We start from the raw sequence: 18,020 nt of genomic DNA, 5'->3' as shown, positions 1-18,020 counted from the left end.
GACGCGTCCTCCGTCATCCACTGATGCAGCCGGGGCCGGACTTCCGGCCTCGCGCGCGCCGCGTGTTCCACTGCCTCCGCGAATTTGACCCGCCTGGGGGTGGGGCGTAGCTTGCGCGCACGCTGTCGCTACAGGCCGTTACACGGGCCGTGAGCGCGCGATCGAGGTCTGCCCCGCCATGCGTGACGCCCATCGGATGAAGGAGAAGTTCGACGTCTCGCTGGACAACCGGCAGATCGTCAGCCTGTTGATCGCCGGCATCGTCGTGATGGGCGCCGTGTTCGTGCTGGGCGTGGTGGTGGGCAAGAAGCTCTCCGGCGACGCGCAGACGGCCGAGGCCCCGGACCTGCTCTCCGCGCTGGACGCCAACGCGCAGGTCCTCAACGACGCGCGCCAGGATCCGCCGCTCACCTTCCCGGACGAGCTCACCCGCAAGACGGGCTCCGAGCCCCTGCCTCCGATGCCCAAGCCCGCCGCGAAGCCGGAGGCCCCCAAGGTCGCCGCCGCCGCGAAGCCCGAGGTGAAGCCGGAGCCCAAGCCCGCGGCGAAGCCCGCCGCCCTGGCCCCCACGCCGGACCCCGACACGGGCGAGCTGCCCGCGATGGACGCCGCCGAGGAGGACGCCATCGCCAACGGCAAGCCGCTCGCGAAGCCGGAGCCGAAGCCGGTGCCCAAGGTCGAAGAGCCCGCCAAGGTCGCCGCCGCGAAGCCGGAGCCCAAGGTGGTGGAGCCGGTGAAGGGAAAGGTGGAGGAGACGCCGGTCGCCACCCGCACCGCCGCGCGTGACGGAGGCATGAAGGAGGCCATCGCTCGGGCCCAGGCGCTCCCCGCGGAGCCGCCGCGTCCGTCCGAGGCCGTGAAGGGTGGGGCGTTCACGCTCCAGCTCTCCGCCTTCCAGAGCCGCCAGGACGCCGACCGTTTCGCCGCGCGGTTGCGCGACAAGGGCTATGCCCCCTATATCCTGACGGCGGAGGTGCCTGGAAAGGGCACCTGGTACCGCGTCCGGATGGGCAGCTTCGCCAGCAAGGAAGCCGCGGGTCGGTACCTGACGGACTTCAAGCGCGAGACCCAGCTCGACGCGTACGTGGCCGGCACGAACTAGCGCTGCTGGGCAAGGAAGAGACGAAGCAAATGACGACGACGAAGCGGGTGGAGAAGCCCTGGGGCCACGAGCTCATCTGGGCCCACACGGAGCGCTACGTGGGCAAGCTCCTGCACGTGAAAGCCGGCCACAAGCTGAGCCTCCAGTTCCACAACGTGAAGGACGAGACCATCCACGTCCAGAGCGGCAAGCTCCTCTTCGTCGTGGACGAGGGCCAGGGCCTCATCGAGAAGGAGATGAACCCCGGTGAGAGCTACCACATCAAGCCGCTGACCAAGCACCGCATGGTCGCCATCACCGACTGCGACATCCTCGAGGTCAGCACCCCCGAGCTGAATGACGTGGTGCGCCTGGAGGACTCCTACGGGCGCACGGGCACCAGCGCCCCGTAGTCCCCGCTGTGAAGCCCGCTGGCGCGCCTTCACGGTGCGCCGGCCGGGCCTCCGACGTCACTCCTTGGACTTCGCCGCCGCGTTCGGATTGCGGGTCCACTGGTCCACGGTGCCGTCGCCGTCCAGGTCCTCGCCAATGCGATCCACCTGGCCGTTCTCCCAGTACTCCCAGTAGTCCACCCGGCCGTCGTGGTTCGCGTCGCGCTCCTTCCGCACGAGCGTGTCGTTCTCGTAGTACAGCCACGAGTCCGACCGTCCATCGCCGTCCAGGTCGCGCTCGCCCTTCGTGCGCTTGCCCTCGGCGTAGTGGTACGTGGCGTCCACCTTGCCGTCGTAGTCCAGGTCCATCACCTCACGGACCTTCGCGCCCTGCGGATCCAGGTACTGGGTGACGTCCACGCGGCCGTCCCAGTTCAGGTCCAGCTCCTTGCGCACCAGCACGTCCTTGAGCCGGTACTCCCAGACGTCCGTGCGGCCGTCGCCGTTGGCGTCCAGCTCCGTGACGGTCTCCCCCGGGTCCTGTTTCCCCCGGACGCCCTCCGCCTCCGGGCGCTTACGCACTGCGTCAGGAGTCTCCGCGGCCTTCTGGGAGGCGCAGCCCGCGAGCGCACCCACTGCCAGGAAGCCCAGGAAAATCAAGCGGTTGCTAGAAGCCAAGATGCCTCCCGAGCAGGTGGGGCGCCATGTTCGCGCCGCTTCACTTCCGTGCTTTCGCAGGCCACGTCATTCCATATATTTTCACGTATCGCCATGGCCCGAAAGAAAGTCAGCACCACCATCTACATCACTCCGGAGCAGAACGAACTGCTCAAGGCGCTGAACCAGAAGTCGAAGGTGCCCGTGGCCGAGTACATCCGGCAGGGCATCGACCTGGTGCTGGAGAAGTACAAGGCGCAGCTGCCGGGCCAGGCAACCTTCGACGAACTCTCCTGACGAACGAGGCGTGACGTGACGAGCATGCGTGGCAAGCGGGCGGTGGTGTTGGGTGGGGCCGGATTCGTGGGCTCGCATCTGTGTGAGCGGCTGCTGGACGACGGCGCGGAGTCCGTCCTCGCGGTGGACAACCTCATCACGGGCAATGAGGCGAACGTCCGCACGCTCAAGCCGCGCGCGGGCTTCCAGTTCGTGAACCAGGACATCACGGAGGGCCTGGAAGTGGACGGGCCGGTGGACTTCGTCCTCAACCTGGCCTCGCCCGCGTCGCCCATTGACTACGCGAACCTCCCCATCGAAACGCTGCGCGTGGGCTCCATCGGCACGGAGAACGCGCTGAAGCTGGCGGAGAAGAAGAAGGCCGTGTTCCTCATGGCCTCCACGTCGGAAGTGTACGGCGACCCGCTGGTGCACCCCCAGAAGGAGGATTACTGGGGCAACGTGAATCCCATTGGCCCTCGCTCGGTGTACGACGAGGCCAAGCGCTACTCGGAGGCCATCAGCGCCGCGTACGAGCGCAGCCGCGGGGTGAACGTCCGCATCGTGCGCATCTTCAACACCTACGGCCCGCGCATGCGCCTCAACGACGGCCGCGTGGTGCCCGCCTTCGTGGGCCAGGCGCTCAAGGGCGAGGACTTCAGCGTCTTCGGGGACGGCAGCCAGACGCGCTCGTTCTGCTACGTGAAGGACCTGGTGGACGGCCTGGTGCGGCTGGTGCTGTCGGACGTCCGGGGCCCGGTGAACATCGGCAACCCGCGCGAGATGACCATCAAGCAGTTCGCGGAGGCCGTGCGCGAAGCGGCGGGTGGGGGTAGGCAGATCGTCTACCACCCGCTGCCCAAGGATGATCCGAAGCAGCGTCAGCCGGACATCACCCGCGCGCGCACGCTGCTGGGGTGGGAGCCCAAGGTGAAGCTGGAAGAGGGTCTGCGGGACACCATCGCCTACTTTCGTGAGGTTGCCGCTCGCCCCTCTGGGACTTAGGTTGGCCGCGCGCGAGTGAACGCGAGGTAGTCGGCCCGTCCCTCGTGGCGGCCGGGCCTGGGGAGAACGGCGTGAAAGTCCTGGTAACGGGCGGCGCGGGCTTCATCGGCTCGCACGTGTGCGATGAGTTCCTGCGCAATGGCCACGAGGTCATCGCGCTGGACAACCTGTCGAGCGGCAAGAAGGAGAACCTGGATCCGCGCGTACGGCTGGCCGTGCACGACATCCGGAGCCCGGAAGCCGCGGAGCTCATCCGCACGGAGAAGCCCCAGGTGCTCTGTCACCTGGCCGCCCAGATGGACGTGCGCCGCAGCGTGGAGGACCCCGGCTTCGACGCGGACGTGAACATCCGTGGCATGACGAACCTGCTGGAGGCCGCGCGCCAGTCCGGCGTGAAGAAGGTCATCTTCAGCTCCACCGGCGGCGCCATCTACGGCGAGCAGGACTACTTCCCCGCCCGGGAAGACCACCCCCAGCGGCCGGTGTCGCCCTACGGCGTCTCCAAGGCGGCGGGCGAGCTGTACCTGGGCTACTACCGCGCGCAGTACGGCCTGCCGTACGTCGCCCTGCGGTACGCCAACGTGTACGGCCCCCGGCAGAACCCGCACGGCGAGGCCGGCGTGGTGGCCATCTTCAGCCAGCGCGTCATCGCGGGGCAGGGCTGCACCATCTACGGCGAGGGCAAGCAGACGCGTGACTTCGTCTTCGGTCCGGACGTGGCCCGCGCCAACTACCTGGCCTTCCAGAGCGACTACGTGGGCGCCGCGAACATCGGCACCGGCGTGGAGACGGACATCAACCGGCTCTACGAGCTCATCGCGGAGGCCGGCGGCAGCTCGCTGAAGGCCGCGCACGCGCCGGGCAAGCCGGGCGAGCAGCTGCGCTCCTGCATCGACGCGGCGCACGCGAAGAAGGTGCTGGGCTGGGAGCCGTCCGTGCAGCTGGCGGAGGGCCTGCGCCACACGCTCCAGTTCTTCCGTGACCAGGCCGCGGGTCCCGTCCGCGTCCGGGGCTGAGTCCGGGCCGTCGTCGCGCCGCTCAAGTCCCCCCGGCCTGGATGCCGGGGGGAATGCGGGGCGTCAGGCGGGTGGAGTGCCCGGCGGGCAGGTGTGCGCCGGTCGTGGATTTTCAGGCGGTTCGGTGTTACCTACGCCCGCTTCGCGACCGACGAGCGCCCTGACCATGCCGGCTGAAAACGCGCACATCCGCAACTTCTGCATCATCGCCCACATCGACCATGGAAAGTCGACGCTGGCCGACCGCCTCCTGGAGAAGACAGGCACGCTGACCAAGCGTGAGGCGCAGGCCCAGTTCCTCGACAACATGGACATCGAGCGAGAGCGGGGCATCACCATCAAGGCCCAGTCCGTGCGGATGACGTACACCGCCAAGGACGGCCAGAACTACGTCCTCAACCTCATCGACACGCCGGGACACGTGGACTTCGCCTACGAGGTGAGCCGCAGCCTCGCCGCGTGCGAGGGCGCGCTGCTCGTCGTGGACGCGACGCAGGGCGTGGAGGCGCAGACGCTCGCCAACGTCTACATGGCGTTGGAACACGAGCTGGAGATCATCCCGGTCATCAACAAGATCGACCTGCCCTCCGCGGACGTGGAGCGCACGCGCGGGGAGATTGAAGACGTCATCGGCATCGACGCGTCCGTCGCGGTGCCGGCCTCCGCGAAGGAGGGCATCGGCATCCACGACATCCTGGAGTCGGTGGTCAAGCGCGTGCCGCCGCCGTCGGGTTCGCCGTCCGCGCCGCTCAAGGCGCTCATCTTCGACTCCTGGTACGACAACTACCGGGGCGTGGTGACGCTGGTGCGCGTGCTGGAAGGCACGCTGAAGCTGAAGCAGAAGATCAAGATGTTCAGCAACAACAAGGTCTTCGAGGTGCAGGAGCTGGGCGTGTTCAGCCCGTTCTCGCGCCCGGTGACGCAGCTCATGGCGGGCGAGGTGGGTGTCCTCGTCGCCAACGTGAAGGAGCTGCAGGACGCGAAGGTCGGCGACACCGTGACGGAGGAGGCGCGGCCCACCGAGCAGCCCTTCCCGGGCTTCAAGGAAGTCAAGCCGATGGTGTTCTCCGGCATCTTCCCGGTGGACTCGTCCGACTACGAGAACCTGCGCGACGCGCTGGCGAAGCTCACGCTCAATGACTCCGCCTTCACCTACGAGCCGGAGTCGTCCACGGCGCTGGGGTTCGGCTTCCGCTGCGGCTACCTGGGCCTGCTCCACATGGAGATCGTCCAGGAGCGCCTGGAGCGCGAGTACAACCTCAACCTGATCACGACGGCCCCGTCGGTGGTGTACCGCATCACCACCACCAAGGATGAAGTGCTCCTGGTGGACAACCCGGCGAAGCTGCCGCCGACGCAGAACATCACCAAGTTCGAGGAGCCCATCCTCACCTGTCACATCCACGTGCCCAACGAGCACCTGGGCGCCATCCTGAAGCTGTGCCAGGACCGGCGTGGCGTGCAGAAGGACATGAAGTACCTGGGCTCCAGCGGCACCCGCGTGCAGGTGACGTACGAGATGCCCATGGCGGAAGTCGTCTTCGACTTCTTCGACCGGCTGAAGAGCGTGTCGCGCGGGTACGCGAGCCTGGACTACGAGCTGTCCTCCTACGCGGAAGCGGACCTCGCGAAGCTGGACATCCTCATCAACGGGGAGCCGGTGGATGCGCTCTCCGTCATCGTGCACCGCGAGCGCGCGTACCTGCGCGGCCGCGAGGTCTGCGAGAAGCTCAAGGAAGTGATTCCCAAGCAGATGTACGAGGTGGCCATCCAGGCCGCCATCGGCGCGAAGATCATCTCCCGCGAGACGATCTCCGCCATGCGCAAGAACGTCCTTGCCAAGTGCTACGGCGGCGACATCAGCCGCAAGCGCAAGCTCCTGGAGAAGCAGAAGGAGGGCAAGAAGCGCATGAAGCAGGTGGGCACGGTGGAGATTCCGCAGGAAGCCTTCCTCGCGGTCCTCAAGACGGAGCAGTAAGCCCTATGAGCACGGCCAGTCCTTCCATGAAGCTGGGAGCGGCCATGGCCGCGCGCCGCACTCCGGAGCAGCTCAAGGCCCGCCGCCAGCTGATGTGGCGCGAGCTGCTCACCAGCCTCTGGGCTCCGCTGTGCGGTGTGGGCCTGGCGTTCATCCCCTACGTCACGCTGATTGAGATGGCGCCCGGCACCGCGTCCTGGGCCCAGCCGCTGATCAAGGGCTTCGGCCTGCTGATGGTGCTGGCCTTCGTGGGCCTGCTGGTGTGGCGCAACGCCTCCCGGAAGGAATCGCTGCTGCGCACGCTGCGCCACGAGGCGCACGAGCTCATCTCCGAGGACGAGCGCATCCTCGCGCGCCTGGGGACGAAGGTGTCCCCGGCCGTGGCGGAGCGCATCACCGAGCAGGCCCTGCGCGTGGAGTCCGCGTCCGTGGCGGCCAACGCGGAGCTGCTGCGCACGGAGACGCAGGCGCTGGAGAAGCTCACCCAGGAGCACCTGGGCGCGTACCGCAAGCAGTCCGTGTGGGACTTCCTGGGCGGCTTCGGCAAGGCGCTGCTCATCGCGGTGATCATCCGCACGGTGCTGATCGAGCCGTACCGCATCCCGTCCGGCTCCATGCTGCCCACGCTGCAGATTGGCGATCAGGTCTTCGTGAACAAGTTCATCTACGGGGTGCGCATCCCGTACACGAACTTCGTCCCGTTCCGCATCGTGCGGGAGCCCATGCGCGGGGACGTCATCGTCTTCAACAACCCGGTGGACGAGTCCAAGGACTTCATCAAGCGCGTCATCGGCATCCCCGGCGACACGGTGGAGATCGTCGACGGGGTGGTGCGCATCAACGGCGAGCCGCAGCCGCGCACGCTGGTGACGCCGGACTACGTGGTGCACAACCAGGACGACCTGACGGGCCGCTGGTTCGACCAGGAAGAGGTGCTCTACCGCGAGAACCTGGGCGGCGTGGTGCACTCGTCGCTCCAGCACCCCATGCGCCTGCCGGGCCGCGAGCACGAGGGCCCCTACACGGTGCCCGCCAACAGCGTCTTCGTGATGGGCGACAACCGGGACAACAGCGCGGACAGCCGCTACAACCTGGGCGGCCCGGGCGGCGCCGAGGTCGCCTACGTGCCGTACGGCCACATCAAGGGCAAGGCCATGGTCGTCTGGCTGTCGCTCGGTTGGGGCGGCCTGCTGGGCAATCTGTTCGGCGGCACGGGCCTGAGGGTCGACCGCTTCTTTGAACCGGTGCGCTGACGGACGCTGGACGGGTTGCCGCCACGCGCCGTGCTTGACGCAACGTGCGGCGCGCGGTACGCGGCGGCCCCGGCCCATGAGACATCTTCTCGGAATCGCAGGCTGGCGGCGGGACGAGCTGGAAGCACTGCTCGACCGCGCCCAGGCTCACCTGCCCGGCGGACCGGATGCCTCGCACGTTCTGCGGGGCCGCGTCGTGGCGAACCTCTTCTTCGAGGACTCCACCCGGACGCGCTCCTCCTTCGAGGTGGCCGCGCGGAAGCTGGGCGCGGACGTCCTCAACTGGAGCTACGCGGGCTCCTCCGTGTCCAAGGGGGAGACGCTCCTGGACACCGCGCGCAACATCGAAGCCATGGGGCCGGCGGTCATCGTCATCCGCCACCGCTCCTCCGGCGCGCCGGGGCTCGTGGCCCGCCACGTGAAGTGCGCGGTGGTCAACGCGGGCGACGGCGCGCATGAGCACCCGTCCCAGGCCCTGCTGGACGCCTTCACCCTGCGCCAGCGCTGGGGCCGCCTGGACGGGCGTACGGTGCTGATTGTTGGCGACGTGCTGCACAGCCGCGTGGCGCGCTCCAACCTCTTGTGCCTGAAGGCGCTGGGGGCCCGGGTCGTGCTCTGCGGACCGCCCACCCTCCTGCCGCCAGGGCTGGAGGAGATGGGCGGAGAGGTGACGCATCAGCTGGACGCCGTGCTGCCCCAGGCGGACGCGGTGATGTGCCTGAGGCTGCAGACGGAGCGCATGTCGGAAGCCTTCCTGCCGTCCCAGCGGGAGTACTCGCGGCTGTTCGGTATCACGCCCGCCCGCGCGGAGCGGATGAGGCCGGAAGCCCTCGTGCTGCACCCGGGCCCCATCAACCGCGGCGTGGAGTTGTCGCCGGTGGTGGCGGACGGGCCTCGCAGCGTCATCCTGGAGCAGGTGGCCAACGGCGTCGCGGTGCGCCGGGCCGTCCTGGAGGCGTGCGCATCATGACCACGGTGCTCTTCCAGCGGGCGCGCGTCATCGACCCGCGCAATGGCGTGGACGGCGTTCGTGACGTCCTCGTGACGGACGGCCGGGTGGCCCAGGTGTCGCAAGGCCCGCTGCCCGCGCCCAAGGACGCGCGGGTGGTGGACGCCACCGACAAGTGGCTGGTGCCGGGCTTCATCGACCTGCACGTGCACCTGCGCGAGCCGGGAGAAGAGGGCAAGGAGACGGTCCTCACCGGCTGCCGCGCGGCGGTGGCGGGCGGCTTCACCGGCGTGGTGGCCATGCCCAACACCAAGGTGGTGAACGACAGCGCGCTCGTCACGGAGCTGGTGCTGTCGCGCGCTCGGGACGCGGACCTGTGCCACGTGTACCCGGCCGGCGCCATCACCAAGGGGCTCAAGGGCGAGGAGCTGTCGGAAGCAGGCGAGCTGATTGGCGCCGGCTGCGTGGCCCTCACCGACGACGGCCGCCCGGTGATGAACGCGAGCCTGATGCGCCGGGTGCTCCAGTACGCCACCCAGTTCGACGTGCCAGTGATGGTGCACGAGGAGGACCTCACCCTGTCCGCCGGCGGCGCCATGCACGAGGGCGCCACGTCCACGCGGCTGGGCCTGCGCGGCATTCCGTCCTCCGCGGAGGTGGCCATGGTGGCGCGCGACCTGGTGCTCCTGGAGGAGACGAAGGGGCGGCTGCACGTGGCGCACGTGTCCTGTGAGGGCAGCGTGCGGCTCATCCGCGAGGCCAAGGCGCGCGGCCTGCGCGTCACCTGCGAGGTGGCGCCGCACCACTTCACCCTGGATGACCGGGCGGTGGGGGACTACGACACCCACGCGAAGATGGCGCCGCCCCTGCGCAGTGACGTGGACGTGAAGGCGCTGCGCGAGGCGCTGGTGGACGGCACGGTGGACGCCATCGCCACGGACCACGCGCCGCACGGAGTGTCCGACAAGCTGGTGGAGTTCGAGAAGGGCATCAACGGCATCGTCGGGCTGGAGACGGCCCTGGGGCTCACGCTGGCGCTGGTGCACGAGGGCGTGCTCACCCCGCGCCGGGCGGTGGAGCTCCTGTCGGACGGGCCGGCGAGGGTATTCAGCCTGCCGGGCGGTCACCTGGCGCCTGGTGCCCCGGCGGACATCACTCTTGTGTCCCCTTCGGAGGAGTGGACGGTGGATGCCCACCGGTTCTATTCCCGCAGTCGCAACACGCCCTTCCACGGGCGCACGCTGAAGGGTCGCGTGACGCAGACGTGGGTGGGCGGCCGGTGTGTGTTCGAGGACGGTCAGCTCAAGGAGTCGCGGTGATGACGAAGCGGGCGGTGCTCGCACTGGCGGATGGCACCACGTTCGAGGGACGCGCCTTTGGCGCTTCCGGCGAGACGGTGGGCGAAGTGGTCTTCAACACGTCCATGTACGGCTACCAGGAGATCCTCACGGATCCCTCGTACGTGGGGCAGATCGTCACCATGGCGTACCCGGAGATGGGCAACATCGGGGCGAACGCGGCGGACGAGGAGGCGGGACTGCCGCACGCGGTGGGCATGGTGGTGCGCTCGCTGACGAAGACGCCCTCCAACTGGCGCTCGCAGGAGACGCTGGACGCGTACCTCGCGCGCCACGGCCGCGTGGGCATTGAAGGCGTGGACACCCGCCGGCTGGTGCGCCACCTGCGCACGCACGGCGCGCAGACGGGCATCATCTCCACGGAGAACGTGACCGCCGCCGCCCTGTCCGAGCGCGCGCGCACCGCAGTGGGCATGGAGGGCCTGGACCTGGCCACGGGCGTGTCCTGCAAGGAGCCCTACCTCTTCACCACGCCGTCGCCGGACGTGTTCCTGGCCACCGGTGACAAGCGCCCGGAGCCGGAGCTGAAGTTCGACGTCGTCGCGTACGACTACGGCCTCAAGCGCTCCATGCTCCAGTACCTGGTGGACGTGGGCTGCCGCGTGACGGTGGTGCCCTCCCACTTCACGGCGGAGCAGGTGCTGGCGAAGAAGCCGCACGGCGTCTTCCTGGCCAACGGCCCGGGCGACCCGGCCGCGGTGAAGGGCGCGGACCGCACGGTGGCGGCGCTGCTGGGCAAGGTGCCGGTGTTCGGCATCTGCCTGGGGCACCAGATCATGGCGCTGGCCCTGGGCGGCCGGACGTACAAGATGAAGTTCGGCCACCGCGGCGGCAACCAGCCCGTGAAGGACCTCACGACGGGCAAGGTGGAGATCACCGCGCAGAACCACGGCTTCGCGGTGGACGACGCCAGCCTCAAGGGCAAGGCCGTCGTCACGCACATCAACCTGAATGACGGCACGGTGGAGGGCCTGGCCGTTCCGGACGCGCGGGCCTTCAGCGTGCAGTACCACCCCGAGGCTTCGCCCGGCCCTCACGACGCGCGCTACCTGTTCAGCCGCTTCGCGACGCTGATGGCGGGTTCGTAGGAAGAGGCACGCACCGGCCATGGACACCGCGCTGACCCCGATGTCGTACCAGCCCTACCTGGACCAGCTCATCGCCTTCGGCAGCTCGGAGGCGCGCAAGCCGGACCTCCTGGAGGCCAAGGCGGAGTACTTCCGTCTCACCGGAGAAGTCTTCGAGGACGACAAGCTCTTCGAGCTGCGGATGGCGTCGTTCCTGGACTACTACCTCTACGACCGCGTCTCGCCGCTCACGGGCAAGACGCCGGCCGCGGAGCTGTACGAGCAGCGCCTGCAGTCCGCGCCGCCCGAGGAGGCCAACGCCTTCCGCAGCTTCACGGAGACGGTCCACGGCCTCTTCGAGGTGCGCAAGCTGGCCAAGGGCATGGTGCGCCTGCGCGAGCTCTTCTCCGGCAAGGACTTCGACGTGACGGAGCGCCGCCACATCGCGGGCCTGGAGACGGGGGACGTGCTGGAGGCGCGCCTGGTGCCCTTCGGCGGCCACCTGCTGTTCTCCTCCGCCTTCTGCTACCACCCGGCGCTGGCCCTCAAGTCCATCAAGGCCGAGGTGAAGCGCCGCAAGAAGAAGGAGCCGGAGCGCCCCGCCAAGGACCTGGTGTGGGAGTGCGCCCGCCGGGCCCTCAACGTGGAGCGCTACCGCCAGCTGTCGGTGGAGAAGATCTACGACTTCGAGCAGAAGGTCCTGTAGGCCTGCTGCCCGGAAGCCTCCACCGCGGGCTCTTTCAGATGCGGTGGATGCTCATCATGTTGGTGTTGCCCGGCACGTTGAGCGGCACGCCGGCCACCAGGATGAAGGGCGCGCCCGGTTCGCAGAAGCGCAGCTCCTGGCAGAGCCGGCGCACCTGCTTGAGCATGGCCTCCGTGGTGCTGACGCGCTTCACCAGGTGGCCCGTCACGCCCCAGTACAGCGCCATCCGGTTCACCGTGTCCGCGTTGGGTGTCAGGCCGAGGATGCGCGCGCCGGGACGGAACTCGGAGATGAGCCGCGCGGAGTGGCCGCTCTCCGTGTACGCGATGATGGTCCCGATGTTCAGCTGCCGGGACGCGGCCACCGCCGCCGCGGCGACGCCGGTGCCCAGGTCCTCGGAGCGCTCGAAGGGGGAGTGGGGCAGGGTGATGACGCCGGTGCGCTCCGTCTCCTCCACGATGCGCGCCATGGTGGCCACCGCGTCCACGGGGTAGCGGCCCGCGGCCGTTTCCCCGGAGAGCATCACCGCGTCCGCGCCGTCGAGGATGGCGTTGGCCACGTCCGACACCTCCGCGCGCGTGGGCCGGGCGTTGAGCACCATGCTCTCCAGCATCTCCGTGGCGACGATGACGATGCCGCCCATGCGGTTGACCTCCCGCACGGTGCGCTTCTGGATGGCCGGCAGCTGCTCCAGCGGCATCTCCACGCCCAGGTCGCCGCGGGCCACCATCACCCCGTCCGACTCCGCGGCGATGGACTCCAGGTTCTCCACCGCCTGGGGCTTTTCAATCTTGGAGATGATGGGCGTCTTGCCCTTCGCCACCAGCGTCCGCGCCTGGCGCACGTCCTGGGCGGAGCGCACGAAGGACAGCGCCACGTAGTCCACGCCCACCTCCTGGCCGAACGCCAGGTCCACCTTGTCCTTCTCCGTCAGCGTGGGCACCGACATGGCGGTACCGGGCAGGTTGAGCCCCTTGTGGTCCTTGAGCAGCCCGCCCACCTCCACGCGGCAGGACACATCCTGGCCGCTCACCTTCAGCACGCGCAGGCGCACCCGGCCGTCGTCCAGGAGCACCTCGTGGCCCTTCTCCACGTCCCGGGGCAGCGTGCGCACCGGGGTGGGGATGACTTTCCCCTGGCCCAGCACCGCGCGCGTCGTCACCGTCACCGTGTCGCCGGCCGTCACCATCAGCTGGCCGCCCTCGAAGCGCCCCAGGCGCACCTTGGGGCCCTGCACGTCCTGGAGGATGGCCACCGGCACGCCCAGCTTCTTCGACACCGCGCGGATGCGCTGGACGCGCTGGCGGTGCTCGTCGTGCGTTCCGTGGGAGAAGTTGAGCCGGGCCACGTTCATGCCCGCCTTCACCAGCCCCTCGATGACTTCCTTGGAGTCCGAAGCCGGACCCAGCGTGCAGATGATCTTCGCCTTGCGCATAAGGCGGCCCATCCTAGCGCCACGGGGTGGGCGTCTTGACAGGCTTGCGCCCGAAGGACTAACTCTTCGCTTCACGCGCTGGACGGAAAGTTACCGCAGGCCGGCGTACGCCATTCGTGGCTCTCAGACGCTTGAGACGAAGAAAGCCCGGCTACCCTGGGAGGGGGGGCCGGGCTTTTTTCGTTCCAGGTTCCAGGCAGGCCTTTTCGCGGACGCCTACAGGTCGATCTCCTGGCCCTTGCCCATGGGCTCCATCAGCGGGCGCGTGGAGTGGTCCATGCCGATGTCCTCCGAGTGAGGCTTCGGGTTGCCGGCGCTGGGGCCCATGGGAGGCGGCGGGGGCAGGGGACCCATGTCCTCTTCACCCAGGCCGCCGCTGCCGCCCACGCCCAGGTCCTGCTGCTTCTGGAGGGCTTCAATCTCCGAGCGGGTGATGCCCGCCATGGTCAGCACCTTGCGCGTCACGCGGATGCGGGCCTGGCTGTGCATGGCCATGGCGATGGAGTCCGAAGGGCGCGCGTCCAGCGCCAGCTCCTTCTTGCCCTGCTGGAGGAAGACGCGGCCGGAGTAGACGTTGTCGCGCAGGTCGTCGATGCGGACCTCGGTCACCTTGCCGCCCAGCTTGTTCACCACGTCGTCCAGCAGGTCCTGCGACAAGGGCTGCGGGGGCGGACGCTCCGCGAGGCGGAAGGCGATGGAGACCGCCGCGCCCTCGTCCACGAAGAGGGGCAGCACCGTCTCCCCGTCCTTGGTGGTCAGCACGACGGCGTGCGTCTGCGCCTCCATCAAGGGCACCACGTCCTTCACTTCCAGCTCCACCAGCTCCGAGCAGGCCTTGGGGTCGCTGCCCTTCTCCGTGATGCAGGGCCTCTCTTTGCCTGCCGCCGCTGAGTCTGCGGCGGCGTTGGCGCCGGGGATCCCGAACGCGGGGAGGAACAACGCTCCCCCCAGCGCCAGCACCACAGCCGTGAACGGAGCGACGAAGAAGTTGGCGCGGTTGGACGTTTTCACATCCCTAAGCTACGCACCTCCCCCTTCACCGGGAGGGCACCGCCCCCACGCCGTCGCGAGCAGCCCCCGGGCCCTGGCCCACCCGGTTGGAGGGCGGGCGGGCAGCCGGGAACAAGGGGCGCCAGGCGACTAGCGGTCGCCGTCCTCGGGCTCTTCGTCGTCGTAGTCCTCGTCGTCCTCGGACTCTTCGTCGTCCTCGTCCTCGTCCTCGTCGTCATCCTCGTCGTCGTCGGACTCTTCCTCGTCTTCGTCCTCGTCGTCGAGTTCGTCCTCGAGCTCCTCGGCTTCGAGCGTCATCGTCACCGCGAACTTCTTGCTCAGGATGGCGATCTGCGCGCGCATCTCCGTGAGCGCGGCGACGAAGTCCTCGGAGAGGTTGGCGGGCGCCTTCGCGTCGCAGTGGGGGCAGACAATCTTCTCCGTCCCCTCGATGAGGTCCTGGGCTTCCAACTCGAAGCTGGCCTCGCACTTCTGACAGGTGAAGTCGATGCTCATGGTCGGGCGCGGCATACAAAGCTGGTGAACATGCTGTCAACGCCTGAGACGCGGGGACGTGGAACGGGCGGGGAGCTTCCACTACGTTTCGCCAGATGGACCTGCCCAAGACGATGCTGCATGCGCTCCATGACCAGGCCGCGCGGCTGGAACACCGCCCGGCGCTCTGGTCTCGCCATGGAGGCGCCTATGTCCCCACCTCGTGGTTCGACTATGCCCAGCGCGTCAAGCGCTTCGCCCTGGGGCTGCACGCGCTGGGGTTTCAGGAAGGCGACCCGCTGGGCATCCTGAGCTTCAACCGCGAGGCGTGGCACGTCGCGGACCTGGGGGCCATGTCCCTGGGCGGCATCCCGGTGGGGCTCTACACCACCAGCAGTGTGGACCAGCTCGTCTACATCCTGGGCCACTGCGAGGCGCGCTTCCTCCTGGTGGAGAACGCGAAGCACCTGGCCACCGGCCTGGAGGTCCAGAAGCGGCTGCCCGCGCTCCAGCACCTCATCGTGATGGACGCGCCCACGCCGCTGCCCGAAGGCGTGCTGCGCTACGCGGACGTGCTGGCCTCTGGCGCGAAGGCGGATGAAGCCCCCTACTGGGACGGCGTCCACGCGCTCCACCCGGACGCGTTGGCCACGCTCATCTACACGTCCGGTACCACCGGCCAGCCCAAGGGCGTGGCGCTCAGCCACCGCAACCTCGCCTGGACGTCGAAGCAGCTGGGCGACACCATGGGCTTCCATGACATGGAGGACGAGCGGCTGGTGTCGTACCTGCCGCTGTCCCACATCGCGGAGCAGATCGTCTCCCTGCACAGCCCGCTGCTCATGGGCACGCAGGTGTACTTCGCGGACTCGCTGGACGCCCTGGGCAAGAACCTCACGGAGGTGCGCCCCACCGTCTTCTTCGCGGTGCCGCGCGTCTGGGAGAAGTTCAAGACGAAGGCGGAGGAGGGCCTGGCCGCGCAGCCACCCCTGAAGCGCCGGCTGGTGGAGTGGGCCCGCGCCACGGCGCTGGAGCGCAACACGCGCGTCCTGAGCCAGGAGCGCGTCCCGTCGTTCATGGAGGCCAAGTTCGCGCTGGCCAAGCGGCTGGTGTTCGAGCCGTTGAAGACGCGCATCGGCCTGGAGAAGGCGAAGCTGTTCTCCACCTCCGCGGCGCCCATTGGCCGGGACGTGCTGGACTTCTTCGCCTCCATCGACGTCGTCCTCTTGGAAGTGTGGGGCATGACGGAGGTGTCCGGCCCCGCCACGGTGAGCACCGCCGAGTGCGCCCGGATGGGCACGGTGGGCCGCCCCATGCTGGGCGTGGAGGTGCGCATCGCACAGGACGGGGAGATCCTCGTCCAGGGCGGCAACGTGTGCCTGGGCTACCACCGCAACCCGGAGGCCACGCAGGAGCTGCTGGCGGACGGGTGGCTGCACACGGGCGACGTGGGGCAGCTGGATTCCGAGGGCTTCCTGCGCATCACCGGGCGCAAGAAGGAGATCATCGTCACCTCCGGCGGCAAGAAGACGTCGCCCGCCAATATCGAAGAGCTGCTCAAGGGCGTGTCCCCCGTGGGGCACGCGCTGGTGGTGGGGGACCGGCGCAACTACCTGGTGGCGCTGGTGACGCTGGATCCGGACCGGGTGCGGAAGCTGGCGCGGGAGAAGGGCTGGCCGGAGGACGTGGCCACGCTGGTGAAGGACGCGCGCCTCCAGCAGCACCTGTACGAGGCCTTCGAGCGGGACGTGAACCCGAAGCTGTCGCGCTTCGAGACCATCAAGCGCTTCCGCGTGCTGCCGGGGGAGTTCTCCATCGACGGTGGCGAGCTCACGCCCAGCATGAAGATGCGCCGCAAGGTGGTGGAGCAGAAGTACGCGGACGCCATCGAAGCGCTCTACAACGAGCCAGGCGCGCCTGGCGTCGCCCACGGCTAGGCAAAGCGAAAGGGGCGGGGGACTCAAGCTTCGAGTCCCGCGCCCCTTCGTGCTTCAGTGGCTGCTACCGCCCGCGGTGACTACTTGCCGCCGGGGGTGCGCTTGTCCTGGGCCACGTAGTCGCGGCGCGCGGCGCCGGTGAAGACCTGACGGGGACGGGCGATCTTCTGCTCGTTGTCCGTCACCATCTCCTCCCACTGCGCGCACCAGCCCACCGTGCGGGGGATGGCGAACAGGACGGGGAACATCTCCGCCTGGAAGCCCATCGCCTCGTAGATGAGGCCCGAGTAGAAGTCGACGTTCGGGTACAGCTTGCGCTTCACGAAGTACTCGTCCTCGAGCGCGATGCGCTCCAGTTCGAGCGCGATCTCCAGCAGCGGGTTCTTGCCCGTCACGTCGAAGACCTCGTCCGCCACGCGCTTGATGACCTTCGCGCGCGGGTCGTAGGACTTGTAGACGCGGTGGCCGAAGCCCATCAGCTTCTTCTCGCCCTCGCCGCCCTTCACCTGCTTGATGAACTCCGGGATGTTGGACTTGCTGCCAATCTCGCGGAGCATGCGGAGCACCGCCTCGTTGGCGCCGCCGTGCAGCGGGCCGTAGAGCGCGCCCACGCCCGCGGCGACCGCGGAGTAGGGGTCCACCTGCGAGGAGCCCACCGTGCGCACGGACGTGGTGGAGCAGTTCTGCTCGTGGTCCGCGTGCAGGATGAAGAGCACGTCCAGCGCCTTCTCCAGCGTGGGGTGCACCTTGAAGGCGCTCGTGCCAATGCGCTTGATCATCGCCAGGAAGTTGGCGACGTAGGACAGGTCGTTGTCCGGGTAGACGAACGGCAGGCCCATGGCGTGGCGGTACGAGAACGCGGCCAGGGTGGGCATCTTCGCGATGAGGCGCGTGATCTGGATCTCACGGCTGCGCGCGTCCTTGATGTTCTTCGCGTCCGGGTAGAACGCGGACAGCGCCGCCACCGTGGAGCCCAGCATGGCCATGGGGTGCGCGTCGTAGCGGAACCCGTCGATGAAGGACTTGATGTTCTCGTGCACCAGCGTGTGGTGGGTCACGTTGAACGTGAAGTTCTCCAGCTCCTTCTGCGTGGGCAGCTCGCCCTTCAGCAGCAGGTAGGCCACCTCCAGGAAGGAGGACTTCTCCGCGAGCTGCTCGATGGGGTACCCGCGGTACTCGAGGATGCCCTTGTCGCCGTCGATGAAGGTGATGGCGCTCTTACAGTTCGCCGTGTTCAGGAACGCGGGGTCGTAACCCATCAGACCGAAGTCATCGCTGCCGGTCTTGATCTGGCGCAGGTCGGGGGTGCGGATACAGCCGTTCTCGATCGGGATCTCGTACGTCTTCCCGGTCCGATTGTCGGTGACGGTCAGCGTGTCCTTGGGCATGGGCGGAGATTTCACAGGGCGGCGGACGCTTTCAACA

General features: G+C 68.5%; 17 protein-coding genes. 12 read left to right on the top strand and 5 right to left on the bottom strand.

What is annotated here, in order from left to right:
- The first annotated feature begins 178 nt into the window (after positions 1-178).
- Both D7Y11_RS03345 and D7Y11_RS03340 read left to right on the top strand, forming a co-directional pair.
- Positions 179-1,102 (top strand): SPOR domain-containing protein, encoded by a 924-nt coding sequence (locus D7Y11_RS03345; protein WP_126932986.1) that lies wholly within the window; start codon positions 179-181, stop codon positions 1,100-1,102.
- Between the two features lie 5 nt (positions 1,103-1,107).
- Positions 1,108-1,494, top strand: a complete 387-nt coding sequence (locus D7Y11_RS03340; protein WP_223738386.1) for a cupin domain-containing protein — start codon at positions 1,108-1,110, stop codon at positions 1,492-1,494.
- A gap of 57 nt (positions 1,495-1,551) precedes the next feature.
- Here the strand turns inward: D7Y11_RS03340 and D7Y11_RS03335 are convergent, their stop codons facing one another.
- Entirely contained in the window at positions 1,552-2,151 is a 600-nt protein-coding gene (locus D7Y11_RS03335; protein WP_126932985.1) for a hypothetical protein, read from the bottom strand.
- A 93-nt stretch (positions 2,152-2,244) separates the two neighbouring features.
- On the opposite strand from D7Y11_RS03335, the gene D7Y11_RS03330 reads away from it, so the two are divergent.
- The 9 genes from D7Y11_RS03330 (at position 2,245) to D7Y11_RS03290 (ending at position 11,738) form a co-directional block, all read left to right on the top strand.
- Positions 2,245-2,427: a ribbon-helix-helix domain-containing protein gene (locus tag D7Y11_RS03330; protein WP_120576540.1), complete on the top strand. Its 183-nt coding sequence runs from the start codon at positions 2,245-2,247 to the stop codon at positions 2,425-2,427.
- A 24-nt stretch (positions 2,428-2,451) separates the two neighbouring features.
- Complete coding sequence (locus tag D7Y11_RS03325; RefSeq protein WP_126932997.1) at positions 2,452-3,411, top strand: UDP-glucuronic acid decarboxylase family protein; 960 nt, start codon at positions 2,452-2,454, stop codon at positions 3,409-3,411.
- 71 nt (positions 3,412-3,482) lie between these two features.
- Positions 3,483-4,427: an NAD-dependent epimerase/dehydratase family protein gene (locus D7Y11_RS03320; protein WP_120576541.1), complete on the top strand. Its 945-nt coding sequence runs from the start codon at positions 3,483-3,485 to the stop codon at positions 4,425-4,427.
- Between the two features lie 166 nt (positions 4,428-4,593).
- Positions 4,594-6,405 carry a translation elongation factor 4 gene (gene lepA / locus D7Y11_RS03315; RefSeq protein WP_126932984.1) on the top strand — a complete coding sequence of 604 codons (1,812 nt, stop codon included), beginning with the start codon at positions 4,594-4,596 and terminating at the stop codon, positions 6,403-6,405.
- Between the two features lie 26 nt (positions 6,406-6,431).
- Positions 6,432-7,658: a signal peptidase I gene (gene lepB, locus D7Y11_RS03310; RefSeq protein ID WP_233596924.1), complete on the top strand. Its 1,227-nt coding sequence runs from the start codon at positions 6,432-6,434 to the stop codon at positions 7,656-7,658.
- Between the two features lie 76 nt (positions 7,659-7,734).
- Complete coding sequence (locus tag D7Y11_RS03305) at positions 7,735-8,628, top strand: aspartate carbamoyltransferase catalytic subunit (RefSeq protein ID WP_120576544.1); 894 nt, start codon at positions 7,735-7,737, stop codon at positions 8,626-8,628.
- On the top strand, positions 8,625-9,926 hold the full coding sequence (locus D7Y11_RS03300) for a dihydroorotase (RefSeq protein ID WP_199753682.1): 1,302 nt from the start codon (positions 8,625-8,627) through the stop codon (positions 9,924-9,926). Before D7Y11_RS03305 ends, D7Y11_RS03300 begins: the two co-directional genes overlap by 4 nt.
- On the top strand, positions 9,926-11,053 hold the full coding sequence (carA, locus tag D7Y11_RS03295; protein WP_120576545.1) for a glutamine-hydrolyzing carbamoyl-phosphate synthase small subunit: 1,128 nt from the start codon (positions 9,926-9,928) through the stop codon (positions 11,051-11,053). Before D7Y11_RS03300 ends, carA begins: the two co-directional genes overlap by 1 nt.
- Positions 11,054-11,072: 19 nt before the next feature.
- On the top strand, positions 11,073-11,738 hold the full coding sequence (locus D7Y11_RS03290; RefSeq protein ID WP_120576546.1) for a hypothetical protein: 666 nt from the start codon (positions 11,073-11,075) through the stop codon (positions 11,736-11,738).
- Between the two features lie 34 nt (positions 11,739-11,772).
- Here D7Y11_RS03290 and pyk read toward each other — a convergent pair whose 3' ends face one another.
- The 3 genes from pyk to D7Y11_RS03275 form a co-directional block, all read right to left on the bottom strand.
- Complete coding sequence (pyk, locus tag D7Y11_RS03285; protein WP_126932983.1) at positions 11,773-13,173, bottom strand: pyruvate kinase; 1,401 nt, start codon at positions 13,171-13,173, stop codon at positions 11,773-11,775.
- A 216-nt stretch (positions 13,174-13,389) separates the two neighbouring features.
- Positions 13,390-14,184, bottom strand: coding sequence for a bifunctional nuclease family protein (locus D7Y11_RS03280; RefSeq protein ID WP_169820390.1), 795 nt, complete (start codon positions 14,182-14,184; stop codon positions 13,390-13,392).
- Positions 14,185-14,313: 129 nt separating this feature from the next.
- The gene (locus D7Y11_RS03275) at positions 14,314-14,679 is read right to left on the bottom strand and encodes a hypothetical protein (RefSeq protein ID WP_172810996.1); all 366 of its coding nucleotides are present in this window, start codon (positions 14,677-14,679) and stop codon (positions 14,314-14,316) included.
- A 95-nt stretch (positions 14,680-14,774) separates the two neighbouring features.
- On the opposite strand from D7Y11_RS03275, the gene D7Y11_RS03270 reads away from it, so the two are divergent.
- Entirely contained in the window at positions 14,775-16,595 is a 1,821-nt protein-coding gene (locus D7Y11_RS03270) for a long-chain fatty acid--CoA ligase (RefSeq protein ID WP_172810997.1), read from the top strand.
- Positions 16,596-16,675: 80 nt separating this feature from the next.
- Here the strand turns inward: D7Y11_RS03270 and D7Y11_RS03265 are convergent, their stop codons facing one another.
- Positions 16,676-17,983: a citrate synthase gene (locus tag D7Y11_RS03265; RefSeq protein ID WP_120576549.1), complete on the bottom strand. Its 1,308-nt coding sequence runs from the start codon at positions 17,981-17,983 to the stop codon at positions 16,676-16,678.
- Between the last annotated feature and the right edge of the window lie 37 nt (positions 17,984-18,020).

Origin of the sequence: Corallococcus sp. AB018, assembly GCF_003986945.1 — a bacterium.
Classification (GTDB): Bacteria; Myxococcota; Myxococcia; order Myxococcales; family Myxococcaceae; genus Corallococcus; species Corallococcus exiguus.
The sequence above is the reverse complement of the archived record's forward strand: the minus strand, read 5'-3'. Positions and strand labels throughout refer to the sequence as shown.